An 11,820-nucleotide genomic window follows, 5' to 3' on the forward strand; every position below is an offset into this window, starting at 1 on the left:
CCGCCGTTTTTCGTTGGTCAGTCGTCTCTGGAAACGACCAGTCGGAGGTGGTTTCGGGGTCGCTTGAGTTCTGACTGATCTTCCGCAAAGCCGGCAGCATTTTCCAGTTCGGGTTTCGCGGACACGTGCATGTCTGACAACAGTTTGAGGCGTCTGTCGGATATGGCAAAACGGCGCGGTGTTGAGCCAATTGTACCGTCGCTCACCATGATGCCAAGAACCCGGCTCACATCTCCCAGGTCACTTTGTAGGGGAAGAAGTATCATGCGCGCCTGCAACCGCGCGCGACCCAGCGTGCCAGCCGACACGACACTTAGCTCTGCCGTCGCGGGTGCGGAGAGGACTTGTTCAAGCACGTCTTTCAAATCCGCTCGCGCATCAGGTTCAAAAAAGGATGTCAGCGGCATTCCCCGAACCTCCATTCCCGCGAGTTTGTTCAGATGGCTGCCAGCCAGGCGAAACCGCGCAAGGCCCGGCGCGATGCGTTCCAGAATGAATGTGTATTCCAGAACATTCTCTAACCCGCGCGGATCAACCTGCGACCGTTTCGGAACGCCGTCGCCTGTCAGTAATGCGGTCCAGTAAGCCTCGGCCTGGCGGATCGGCGAGAGGCTGCGCCCACTGTCAAAGCGATCCATTGCGACGATCTTTCCAAATCCTGGCCCGGAACCAATCCCGAAAAAGGTTTTCATTTCCATCACCCTAACATCAAACCGCCGCCATTTTCATAAAATGCGAGACATCGCATATGTCGGCGGCCCAAAAGCCTCTGCTCTGGTCAGTTTGACTCGGGTTAAGACAATTTTGGAGTAATTCTTTAATGAATGGTTAACTTCTGCGGATCAATTGCGGCGTCAGCAAAGTCTTGCTCTGGACCGGTCAATGGCATTAGGTGCGGCAGGCGGCAGAAGCAGCGCAGTGACAGAAAGGGCAGTCATGATCAGATCCATGACCGGGTTTGCCTCGGGCAAGGGGGCATTTGGCCCGCATAGCTGGACGTGGGAACTGCGCAGCGTGAACGGCAAAGGGCTGGATTTACGCATTCGGGTCCCGGAATGGCTGACCGGGCTAGAGGTTGCGTTGCGCGGTACCCTGTCTAAGTCTCTGAGCCGCGGAAACGTGACGCTATCCATGCGTCTCAGCCGCGATGAGGCAGATGCCGAACTGGCGTTGAACGAAGCCGCGATGGCCGATGCGATGGATGCTTTGGTGAAAACACAACAGATGGCCGAGGCGCGTGGGGTGTCCCTGGCGTTATCCAGTGCAACGGATCTGCTGGCGATGAAAGGGATGATGGAGGCCGGTACAGACGCCGATGATCCAGGCCCCTTGGTTGCGCATCTGACGTCCAAGTTCCCCGAACTTCTGAGTGCATTCATAGACATGCGTCAAACTGAGGGCGAAGCACTTGCTGGTGTACTGACATCTCAGTTGGATCAGGTTGCCTCTTTGACAGAACAAGCCGCAGAGCTGGCTGCACAGCGCAAGGACAAGATGGCGGATGCGTTGCGTGAAAATCTGGCGCGCGTAATGGATAACACACAGGGTGCAGACCCTGATCGCGTGGCGCAAGAACTGGCTTTGATCGCGGTCAAAGCGGACATTACTGAAGAAATTGATCGTTTGATTGCCCATGTGGCAGCTGCGCGTGACCTGCTGGGTCAAGACGGGGCCGTTGGGCGCAAGTTGGATTTCCTGATGCAGGAGTTCAACCGAGAGGCAAATACACTGTGTTCAAAAGCGCAAAGCGCTGATTTGACGTCCGTAGGGCTTGAGCTGAAAGCCGTGATCGACCAGATGCGTGAACAGGTGCAAAACATTGAATAGAAATGGGAATGACTGAAATGGCGCACCGCCGGGGTCTACTAATTATTCTCTCCTCGCCTTCAGGGGCGGGAAAGTCCACTTTGGCGCGACGGCTGATGGCATGGGACAGCGACCTGGAGTTTTCGGTGTCCGCGACGACCCGCGACCCGCGCCCCGGAGAAGAGCATGGGCGCGAGTATTACTTCCTCAGCGAGGATGCCTTCAGACAGCAGGTGTCCGAAGGTCAGATGCTGGAACATGCCCACGTGTTCGGCAACTTCTACGGCTCTCCTGCAGGACCGGTGCGGGAATCGATCAATGCCGGACGGGATGTGTTGTTCGATGTGGATTGGCAGGGCGAGGTTCAGATCAGGAACTCGGATCTGGGAAAGCACGCGCTGTCGATCTTCATTCTGCCTCCATCGATCCCAGAGCTGCGACGCCGGCTGGAAACACGTGGTCAGGACAGCGAAGACGTAATCGCTAAACGCATGCTCAAAAGCTGGGACGAGATCAGCCACTGGGGGTATTACGACTACGTTCTGGTGAATGACGATCTGGATGCAACCGAAGACAAGCTGAAGACAATCGTCAGCGCAGAACGGATGCGACGGATCCAGCAGCCCAGCCTACAAGACCATGTAAGAACCCTGCAAAACGAATTTGAGGGATTGTCATGACACTCTACGCCTTGGGCGCGCACACGCCGCAGATTCACGAAGACACCTGGGTGGCACCGGATGCCAATCTGGTCGGGAAAGTTGTCCTGGAGCAGGGCGCCTCGGTTTGGTTTGGATGCACGATCCGGGCCGATCATGAAGAGATCCGTGTAGGTGCTGGCAGCAACGTTCAGGAAAACTGCGTCATGCATATCGACGCCGGATATCCTTTGATCATCGGTCAGAACTGCACCATCGGGCACAAGGTTATGCTGCATGGCTGTACGATTGGTGACAACACCCTGATCGGAATGGGTGCCATCGTTCTGAACGGCGCAAAGATCGGAAAGAACTGCCTGATTGGGGCAGGGGCGCTGATCACTGAAAACAAAGAGATCCCGGACAATTCCCTTGTTATGGGGTCGCCCGGTAAGGTTGTTCGACAACTGGACGACGCTGCTGCGAGGAAAATTACGTTTAGCGCGCTACACTATCAGGAAAACATGCGCTTGTTTCGTGAAACGTTGACACAAACCTCTTAGGTACTTTGACAATCAGAGTTCCAAACCATGTCCACAGACTTACTTGAAGAATTAGTGTCAGCCATTCCTATGCCCGCATTGATGGTCGATCAGACCGAACGCATTATTGCGGCCAATACGGATGCGAAGACACTGCTCAGCCAGAATATTCAGGGTCGGCACTTCGCCACCATTCTCCGGCAACCACAGGTGATCGAGGCGATGGAGCAATGCCTGCGCACCAAAGGTCCCACCAAAACACGGCATTTGTCGAATGACGGGGCGCAGGACACGACATTTGAGGTTCAATGCCGCTACATGAACGGCGTTGGTACCGTATCTGGTGGGGCAGTTCTGGCGATCTTTCAGGATGTCACACATCTGGATCAGGCCAGTCAGATGCGCCGCGACTTTGTGGCAAATGTCAGCCACGAATTGCGCACACCACTTACCGCGCTGATGGGGTTTATCGAAACTCTGCGAGGGCCAGCCCGCGATGATGATGCCGCGCGGGAACGGTTCCTGCAGATTATGGACGAAGAAGCCAACCGGATGAACCGCCTAGTCGGTGACTTGCTGTCCCTGAACCGGGTAGAAAGCGAAGAGCGTGTGCGTCCCAAGGAAGAGTTGGAACTGACAGGCCTGTTGCAATCGACATTGAATTCACTGCGGCCCCTGGCGGAAGATGCCGGTGTATCCTTGTCGTTGAATGCTGTGGCTGGTCCGATCTCGGTGCCCGGGGATAGCGATCAGTTGCGGCAGGTCTTCACCAACCTGATTGAAAACGCCATCAAGTACGGCGGAAGCGGCGAAAGTGTTGAGGTTCTGGTCTCGGCCTCCGAAAGGGACACGGCGATGCGAGGACCCGCAGTGCGCGTGCAGATCATCGACAAAGGCCCGGGAATCGATGCCGTCCACTTGCCCCGCCTGACCGAGCGATTCTATCGCGCCGACAGTCATCGGTCGCGGCAACTAGGCGGAACCGGTTTGGGGCTCGCGATTGTAAAACACATCGTGAATCGCCATCGAGGACGTTTGCGCGTGGAAAGTGATCTGGGAAAAGGGTCTGTTTTTACAGTGATTTTGCCGCGCTAGGCTTCTTCAAATATCTGAACCAATGCCGTCAGCCTTCCCACAACCCAAAATGATTTTTGTTATCATACCGGTGAAACTCGTCGCTTGTCATGAAACCGTTACACACTTGTCACAAAAGGCTTACGCACGATCCATAGGGGTGCGCTCAGGATCATCATGGGGGTGATCGCAAATGTACTTTCTCAAGGAGACTGAAATGTCCTTTGCAAAACTGTCGGCTTCGGCTCTTGCCATCGCTGCTGTATCGGCAACAACTGCTGCTGCTCGTGACAATGTTCAGGTTGCAGGGTCGTCGACCGTGCTGCCTTACGCATCGATCGTTGCCGAGTTGTTTGGAGAAAACACCGACTTCCCAACGCCTGTTGTTGAATCGGGTGGCTCTTCTGCCGGCCTGAAGCGTTTCTGTGAAGGTGTTGGTGAAAACACCATCGACGTTGCAAACGCATCACGCGCCATCCGCGAAAAAGAAATCAAAGCCTGTGCCGACAACGGTGTTACCGACATCATGGAAGTGCGCATCGGCTATGATGGCATCGTGTTCGCCAGCCAGCAGTCGGGTCCTGCATTCACCGCGTTCCAGCCGGCCGATATCTACAACGCCATCGGTTCCAAAGTGATGAAAGACGGCGCGCTGGTTGATAACAGCTTCAACAACTGGGCCGAGTTCAATGGCGACCTGCCTGACGTTGAAATCGCAATGTTCATCCCCGGCACCAAGCACGGTACCCGCGAAGTGTTCGAAGACAAGGTTCTGCTGGCCGGTTGTGAAACCACAGGCGCAATGGAAGCCATGATCGCTGGCGGCATGAGCGAAGACGATGCCGAGGACGCATGCCTTGACGTTCGGACCGATGGCAAGTCGGTTGATATCGACGGCGACTACACTGAAACTCTGGCGCGTATCGACACCAACCCGAACGGCATTGGCGTGTTTGGTCTGGCGTTCTACGAGAACAACACCGACAAGCTGAAAGTCGCGACCATGGGCGACGTCGCACCGTCGACCGAAACCATCGCGTCGGGTGAATATCCGGTTTCGCGCCCGCTGTTCTTTTACGTCAAGAAAGCACATATCGGCGTGATCCCCGGCTTGAAAGAATACGCTCAGTTCTTCGTCGCTGACGAAATCGCTGGCGGTTCCGGCCCGCTGGCCAATTATGGCCTGGTGGCAGACCCTGAACTGGCATCGACGCAAGACGCGATTGCAAACGAAGCAACCATGGGTTCCGGCAGCTAAGCCGGACATTGGTCTGACATAGTGTGGGGCGATCTGAACGGCGCCCCACGCTTTTCTCGAATTCCCCAACCGGACCAGTGAGGGTGGCATGCCAATAGTTTGGCTTTTTCTGATCGTCATGGCGATCGCAGCAATCGGGTACGTGCTCGGGCGGTCTCGTGCATTGCAAAGCGCCGGAGGCGACAGCCGCGATCTGCACTCCCTGCCGGTGTTCTACGGCGCAAATGTTGCTTTGAAGGCGGTTGTACCAGCCTTTGGTCTGCTGATCATTTGGCTTCTGGCGCAACCGCTTTACGTTTCCTCTCAGGTTTCTCAAACAATCCCTGACAGTGTCATCAAAGAAGGCTCATCACGTAGCCTTGTGATGGCCGAAGTTCGGCGTACGGCGTTTGGATTGGACAACGCCGTTGCACAGGGCGACATCACCGAAGAACTGGCCCGAAACGCCCGTGCGGACGTTGCAGATATGACGCAGCGCCTCAAAGATGCCGGGCAAGTTGTCACGTCAAACATCACACAGCCAGTTCTCATGGCGGCACAAAGTTACCGGATCTTGAATTCCACCGGCTACTTTATCATGTCGATTGTCGTGATTGCCGCTGCGCTGCTAGGGGCGGCATTCAGCTGGCGTCAAACCCATTCCGAGTACCGTGCACGCAATGTTGTCGAACAAGGTATTCGCGTTCTGCTGCTGGCTGCTGCGTCAATCGCCATCCTGACAACAGTCGGAATCGTTCTGTCGCTGGTCTTCAATACGTGGGAATTCTTCAAGCTATACCCCGCGACCGACTTCTTCTTTGGCCTGACCTGGTCACCGAGTTTCTCGGGGCGTGGCGGGTCATCTGCTTTGGGTGTTCTCCCACTGCTTTGGGGCACGCTTTACATTTCGATCGTCGCGCTTTTGGTGGCTGTTCCGATTGGCCTGTTTGCCGCGATCTACCTGAGCGAATACGCCTCGCCCCGTGTGCGCGCCTTTGCCAAACCGTTGCTTGAGGTGCTCGCTGGTATTCCCACCATCGTCTATGGCCTGTTCGCCTTGCTGACGGTCGGCCCGCTTTTGCTGGGTATTTTCGGTGATGGCGGGTTGGGTTGGATGAAAGCTGGAACTGCTGTGATGACGGCGGGGCTGGTTATGGGCATTATGCTCATTCCTTTCGTCTCATCTTTGTCAGACGACATCATAAATGCGGTGCCACAGGCGATGCGCGATGGGTCTTACGGGCTGGGCGCTACGCAGTCGGAAACCATTCGACAGGTGGTTCTCCCCGCCGCATTGCCGGGTATTGTTGGCGCGATCCTGTTGGCCGCGTCACGGGCCATTGGTGAAACCATGATCGTGGTGCTGGGGGCAGGCGCGGCCGCGCGCCTCAGCCTCAACCCGTTCGAAGCCATGACAACCGTGACCGCAAAGATCGTCAGCCAGCTGACCGGTGACGCCGATTTCGCCTCACCAGAAGCGCTTGTGGCGTTTGCGCTTGGAATGACACTCTTCATCATCACGCTGGGCCTGAACGTCTTCGCCCTCTACATCGTGCGCAAATACCGGGAGCAGTACGAATGACCGACGCAAGCATGCCAACCCCGGAAACGGGCCGTCACTCTGTCTCGCTTACGGCACCCGATGCGCGGACGCGCAAGCGTGCGCAAGCCGAAAAACGGTTTCGGGCTTACGGGATCATTGCGATTGCAACCGGCTTGTTCTTTCTGGTTGTCCTTTTCACATCGATCCTGTCGGAAGGCATTCCGGCGTTCAAGCGCACGGTTGTGAGCGTGGAGTTCATACTGACCCAACAGGACCGCGAAGAGGCGGAAAGCGAGCTGTTCAAGACAAAGGCGTATTCTAACCTGTTCGTCACCGCGCTCAAAACCGAACTGGATGAACGCGGCTTGAATGTCGACATCAACGAAGACGCCATCGAACGCCTGTTGGGCAAGGTTGGCGGCACGATCCGTACGTTCTACAGCGAGAATCCCGACAAACTCGGGCAGCCGGTGCGGTTTGATCTGGCCGCATCCAGTCGGGTTGATGGATACTACAAAGGCCGCGTGACACGAGAGGCGATGCAAGACAGCAGGTTCTTGCAAAAAAGTGACCTTGACCTTGTGGATGCGATGGAAAAAGCGGGGATCATCAAACAGGCATTCAACTGGCCCTTTATCACTGGCGCGGATTCAGGCGTCGACAATCCGGGCGGTGCAGGTATCGGCGCGTCCGTTGTCGGGTCCTTTTTTATGATGCTGGTGGTTCTGGCCCTTTCCCTGCCAATTGGCGTCGCGGCCTCGATCTATCTGGAAGAGTTCGCACCGCAGAACCGGTTTACCGATCTCATTGAAGTCAACATCTCGAACCTTGCTGCGGTCCCGTCCATTGTGTTCGGTATTCTTGGTCTGGCGGTTTTTATCCAGTTCATGCACCTGCCGCAATCGGCGCCGCTAGTTGGCGGATTGGTTCTGACACTGATGACATTGCCGACAATCATCATCTCAACACGCGCGTCGCTTAAGGCGGTTCCGCCGTCGATCCGGGATGCGGCATTGGGGGTAGGGGCCTCGAAAATGCAGGCAGTCTTCCATCATGTTTTACCGCTGGCGGCCCCTGGTATTCTGACAGGTACCATTATCGGTCTGGCACAGGCACTTGGTGAAACCGCGCCGCTGTTGCTGATCGGTATGGTAGGCTTTGTGGCGCGAGGATATCCGGATGGGTTTGTTGCGGGTTTCACCGAAGCGAACTCGGCCATGCCAGCCCAGATTTATACCTGGGCCTCGCGCGCTGATGTTGCCTTTTACGAAAAAGCCTGGGGTGGGATCATCATCCTTCTGATGTTCCTGCTGACCATGAACATTATCGCAATTATCCTGCGCCGGCGCTTTGAACGTCGCTGGTAAATGGGGGATGTTACAATGAACGATATGACGCGAGTGGAGAGACAAGTGGACACCAACAAGATCAAGCTGGAGTGCCGTGACTGCCAGGTCCACTATGGTGAGACCCACGCGATCAAAGACGTGAACGTCGATATCGAAGACAAGACCGTGACGGCCTTTATCGGTCCGTCCGGCTGCGGCAAATCCACGTTTCTGCGCTGTTTGAACCGGATGAACGACACAATCGACATTGCCCGCGTCAAAGGGTCGTTCAAACTGGATGGTGAAGACATCTACGACAAGCGTGTCGATCCGGTGCAGCTGCGCGCCAAGGTCGGAATGGTTTTTCAGAAACCAAACCCGTTTCCCAAATCGATCTACGACAACGTTGCATATGGTCCGCGTATTCATGGCCTTGCCAAAAACAAGGCAGACTTGGACGACATCGTCGAGAAATCTCTGCGTCGCGGTGCGATCTGGGACGAAGTCAAGGATCGCCTGGATGCACCGGGCACTGGCCTGTCTGGCGGTCAGCAACAGCGCCTGTGCATTGCCCGCGCGGTGGCAACAGAGCCAGAAGTTTTGTTGATGGACGAGCCCTGTTCGGCATTAGACCCAATCGCAACAGCCCAAGTCGAAGAGCTGATCGACGAATTGCGCGAACAGTATTCGGTTGTGATCGTGACGCACTCGATGCAACAGGCCGCCCGCGTCAGCCAGAAGACGGCTTTCTTCCATCTGGGCAGTCTGGTTGAGTTTGGCGAAACCGGTCAGATTTTTACCAACCCTGTAGACCCCCGCACGGAAAGCTACATCACCGGCCGGATCGGCTGAGCATAGGTAATCAGAAATGACCGATAATCAAATGTCCGACCAACATATCGCATCCGCTTTTGATCGCGATCTTGAAACCATTCAGGCCCATATCATGAAGATGGGTGGCCTCGTCGAGGAATCGATTACGGGTGCTGCACGCTCGCTCGAAACCCGAGACGAAGAATTGGCGCAAGAAGTTCGCCAGAAGGATAAGGCCATTGATGAGCTGGAAGAGCTCGTCAACGAAGAGACCGCGCGATTGATCGCATTGCGATCGCCGACAGCCAGTGACTTGCGGCTTGTCCTGTCGGTGATGAAAGTCTCAGGCAACCTCGAACGTATTGGCGATTACTCAAAAAACATTGCAAAACGAACCACGGTTCTGGTCACGGCAACGGAAATCAACGGCAGCGCGGCAGCGTTGCGCCGAATGGCTCGCGAGGTAGAGATGATGCTGCGTGATGCACTGGATGCCTACATCCAGCGCGATTCTGAACTGGCGTCAGATGTCATCGAGCGTGACCAGGAAGTGGACCAGATGTACAATGGCCTTTTCCGCGAGTTCCTGACCTTTATGGCAGAAGATCCGCGCAACATTTCGGCCTGTATGCACTTGCATTTCATCGCCAAAAACATCGAGCGTATGGGCGATCACGTGACTGCTATTGCAGAACAAGTCGTCTACCTGGTGACCGGCGAACGTCCGGCCGAAGCCCGGCCCAAAGCTGATAACACATCGCAAACTGTCTAGAGGACGAAGGCAATGTCTGCTGATCAACCGAGTGTACTGGTGGTCGAGGATGAGCTCGCTCAGCGCGAAGTTTTGGCATACAACCTTGAGGCCGAAGGGTTTCGCGTCTCAAAAGCCGCCAGCGGCGACGAAGCGATGCTGCTGGTCGACGAAGAAAGCCCAGACATCATCGTACTGGATTGGATGATGCCCAATCTCAGCGGCATCGAGGTATGCCGACGCCTCAAGACCCGGCCGGATACACGCTCTATTCCGATCATCATGTTGTCGGCCCGTTCTGAAGAGGTCGACAAAGTGCGCGGGCTGGAAACCGGCGCAGATGACTACGTGGTCAAACCGTACTCGATCGTGGAGTTGATGGCCCGTGTACGGACCCAGCTGCGCCGGGTTCGCCCCGCGACTGTAGGGATACGGCTGGAATTTGATGACATTGTGCTGGATTCTGAAACCCACAAGGTCAGCCGCGGAAGTATGCCGTTGAAGCTTGGTCCGACTGAGTTCCGTTTGCTCAGCACATTCATGGAAAAACCCGGCCGTGTCTGGAGTCGCGAGCAACTGCTGGACCGGGTCTGGGGGCGCGACATCTATGTCGATACGCGCACCGTCGACGTTCATATCGGACGGCTGCGCAAGGCGTTGACGCAACATGGCGGTGAAGATCCCGTACGCACGGTGCGCGGTGCAGGATACGCCTTGGGCTGAAGTGATCGGGCAGGGGCCTTTGCTACGGTCCCTTGCCCATGACTTTTACTCATGGGAAGGTGCGAAACTCTTGCTGTAACTTTCAGCGGGCGCGCGGTAGGCTTTGGCAAAATTGCCAACCCCGGAGAAGTCCCATGAACGCCCCCAGCACCAAACCAACCTTGCGCGCCAAGGATGCGCCCGATCTGGGGCAGTTTGCGTGGGATGATCCGTTCCGTTTGGCCGATCAATTGACCGAAGACGAACGCATGATCGCCGACAGTGCGCGGGCGTACGCGCAGGAAAAACTGCAACCCCGCGTGACCGAGGCGTTTCAGAACGAAGAAACCGACCCCGGAATCTTTCGGGAAATGGGCGAAATGGGCCTGTTGGGAACGACCATTCCTGAAGAATACGGCGGCATCGGCGCGGGCTATGTCGCCTATGGCCTCGTTGCACGTGAAGTCGAACGTGTGGATTCCGGCTATCGTTCGATGATGTCGGTGCAAAGCTCTCTGGTGATGTACCCGATCTATGCCTATGGCAGCGAGGAACAGCGCCAAAAATATCTGCCCAAACTGGCCAGTGGCGAGTGGATCGGGTGTTTTGGCCTGACCGAGCCGGACGCAGGGTCTGACCCGGCGGGCATGAAAACCCGGGCCGAGAAGATTGACGGCGGCTACCGATTGACCGGTAGCAAGATGTGGATTTCGAACTCTCCGATCGCTGACGTCTTTGTTGTCTGGGCGAAATCAGATGCCCATGACGGCAAAATTCGCGGCTTTGTTCTGGACAAAGGCGTGAAGGGTCTGAGTGCACCCAAAATCCAAAATAAGCTAAGCCTTCGCGCGTCGATCACCGGCGAAATCGTTCTGGACGGTGTTGAAGTGGGCGAGGGCGCATTGCTGCCCCATGTACAGGGCCTCAAGGGACCGTTTGGATGTCTAAATCGTGCCCGGTTTGGAATCAGCTGGGGTGTTATGGGCGCTGCGGAATGTTGCTGGCATGCGGCGCGTCAATATGGGCTGGATCGCAAGCAATTCGACAAGCCCTTGGCGCAAACGCAACTGTTCCAACGCAAGCTCGCAGATATGCAGACCGAGATCGCTTTGGGCCTGCAAGGCAGCTTGCGCGTCGGTCGCCTGATGGATCAGGCCGAAGCCGCGCCGGAGATGGTTTCTATTGTGAAGCGCAACAACTGCGGAAAAGCGTTGGACATCGCGCGGATGGCACGTGACATGCACGGTGGAAACGGGATTTCGCTTGAGTTTCAGGTTATCCGCCACATGGTCAACCTTGAGACAGTGAACACCTATGAGGGCACGCATGATGTACATGCGTTGATCCTGGGGCGGGCACAGACAGGATTGCAGGCCTTTTACTGAG

The 11,820-nt window shown here is 56.0% G+C and carries 12 protein-coding genes; 11 read left to right on the plus strand and 1 reads right to left on the minus strand.

Annotation, left to right across the window (positions count from 1 at the left end; all coding sequences use genetic code 11):
- Positions 1-17: 17 nt before the first annotated feature.
- Entirely contained in the window at positions 18-692 is a 675-nt protein-coding gene (locus Q1B21_RS12890) for a PAS domain-containing protein (RefSeq protein WP_299889872.1), read from the minus strand.
- A gap of 244 nt (positions 693-936) precedes the next feature.
- Between Q1B21_RS12890 and Q1B21_RS12895 the strand changes: the two genes are divergently transcribed.
- From Q1B21_RS12895 to Q1B21_RS12945, 11 genes are all read left to right on the plus strand, one after another.
- Complete coding sequence (locus Q1B21_RS12895) at positions 937-1,827, plus strand: YicC/YloC family endoribonuclease (protein WP_299889873.1); 891 nt, start codon at positions 937-939, stop codon at positions 1,825-1,827.
- 17 nt (positions 1,828-1,844) lie between these two features.
- Positions 1,845-2,486 (plus strand): guanylate kinase, encoded by a 642-nt coding sequence (gene gmk / locus Q1B21_RS12900; protein ID WP_299076634.1) that lies wholly within the window; start codon positions 1,845-1,847, stop codon positions 2,484-2,486.
- Complete coding sequence (locus tag Q1B21_RS12905; protein WP_299889874.1) at positions 2,483-3,007, plus strand: gamma carbonic anhydrase family protein; 525 nt, start codon at positions 2,483-2,485, stop codon at positions 3,005-3,007. The genes gmk and Q1B21_RS12905 overlap by 4 nt, the downstream gene beginning before the upstream one ends.
- Positions 3,008-3,034: 27 nt before the next feature.
- Complete coding sequence (locus tag Q1B21_RS12910) at positions 3,035-4,081, plus strand: ATP-binding protein (protein ID WP_299889875.1); 1,047 nt, start codon at positions 3,035-3,037, stop codon at positions 4,079-4,081.
- Between the two features lie 196 nt (positions 4,082-4,277).
- Positions 4,278-5,318, plus strand: a complete 1,041-nt coding sequence (locus tag Q1B21_RS12915; protein WP_298935467.1) for a substrate-binding domain-containing protein — start codon at positions 4,278-4,280, stop codon at positions 5,316-5,318.
- An 88-nt stretch (positions 5,319-5,406) separates the two neighbouring features.
- Complete coding sequence (gene pstC / locus Q1B21_RS12920) at positions 5,407-6,879, plus strand: phosphate ABC transporter permease subunit PstC (RefSeq protein WP_299889877.1); 1,473 nt, start codon at positions 5,407-5,409, stop codon at positions 6,877-6,879.
- Positions 6,876-8,207, plus strand: coding sequence for a phosphate ABC transporter permease PstA (pstA, locus tag Q1B21_RS12925; protein WP_299889879.1), 1,332 nt, complete (start codon positions 6,876-6,878; stop codon positions 8,205-8,207). Before pstC ends, pstA begins: the two co-directional genes overlap by 4 nt.
- Positions 8,208-8,222: 15 nt before the next feature.
- The gene (gene pstB, locus Q1B21_RS12930; protein ID WP_298935470.1) at positions 8,223-9,020 is read left to right on the plus strand and encodes a phosphate ABC transporter ATP-binding protein PstB; all 798 of its coding nucleotides are present in this window, start codon (positions 8,223-8,225) and stop codon (positions 9,018-9,020) included.
- Positions 9,021-9,051: 31 nt separating this feature from the next.
- Complete coding sequence (gene phoU, locus Q1B21_RS12935; RefSeq protein ID WP_298935744.1) at positions 9,052-9,753, plus strand: phosphate signaling complex protein PhoU; 702 nt, start codon at positions 9,052-9,054, stop codon at positions 9,751-9,753.
- A 12-nt stretch (positions 9,754-9,765) separates the two neighbouring features.
- Entirely contained in the window at positions 9,766-10,455 is a 690-nt protein-coding gene (gene phoB / locus Q1B21_RS12940; RefSeq protein WP_298935472.1) for a phosphate regulon transcriptional regulator PhoB, read from the plus strand.
- A gap of 134 nt (positions 10,456-10,589) precedes the next feature.
- Positions 10,590-11,819, plus strand: coding sequence for an acyl-CoA dehydrogenase (locus Q1B21_RS12945; RefSeq protein WP_299889881.1), 1,230 nt, complete (start codon positions 10,590-10,592; stop codon positions 11,817-11,819).
- The last annotated feature ends 1 nt before the right edge of the window (position 11,820 follow it).

This window comes from uncultured Ruegeria sp., from assembly GCF_947504215.1.
Taxonomy (GTDB): Bacteria; Pseudomonadota; Alphaproteobacteria; order Rhodobacterales; family Rhodobacteraceae; genus Ruegeria.

Bases quoted from the DNA above. Each gene is read 5' to 3' on its own strand.
- Q1B21_RS12905 (WP_299889874.1), top strand. From the start codon at position 2,483: ATGACACTCTACGCCTTGGGCGCGCACACGCCGCAGATTCACGAAGAC.
- phoB (WP_298935472.1), top strand. From the start codon at position 9,766: ATGTCTGCTGATCAACCGAGTGTACTGGTGGTCGAGGATGAGCTCGCT.
- Q1B21_RS12910 (WP_299889875.1), top strand. From the start codon at position 3,035: ATGTCCACAGACTTACTTGAAGAATTAGTGTCAGCCATTCCTATGCCC.
- pstA (WP_299889879.1), top strand. From the start codon at position 6,876: ATGACCGACGCAAGCATGCCAACCCCGGAAACGGGCCGTCACTCTGTC.
- phoU (WP_298935744.1), top strand. From the start codon at position 9,052: ATGTCCGACCAACATATCGCATCCGCTTTTGATCGCGATCTTGAAACC.
- Q1B21_RS12915 (WP_298935467.1), top strand. From the start codon at position 4,278: ATGTCCTTTGCAAAACTGTCGGCTTCGGCTCTTGCCATCGCTGCTGTA.
- pstC (WP_299889877.1), top strand. From the start codon at position 5,407: ATGCCAATAGTTTGGCTTTTTCTGATCGTCATGGCGATCGCAGCAATC.
- pstB (WP_298935470.1), top strand. From the start codon at position 8,223: ATGAACGATATGACGCGAGTGGAGAGACAAGTGGACACCAACAAGATC.
- gmk (WP_299076634.1), top strand. From the start codon at position 1,845: ATGGCGCACCGCCGGGGTCTACTAATTATTCTCTCCTCGCCTTCAGGG.
- Q1B21_RS12945 (WP_299889881.1), top strand. From the start codon at position 10,590: ATGAACGCCCCCAGCACCAAACCAACCTTGCGCGCCAAGGATGCGCCC.
- Q1B21_RS12890 (WP_299889872.1), bottom strand. From the start codon at position 692: ATGAAAACCTTTTTCGGGATTGGTTCCGGGCCAGGATTTGGAAAGATC.
- Q1B21_RS12895 (WP_299889873.1), top strand. From the start codon at position 937: ATGATCAGATCCATGACCGGGTTTGCCTCGGGCAAGGGGGCATTTGGC.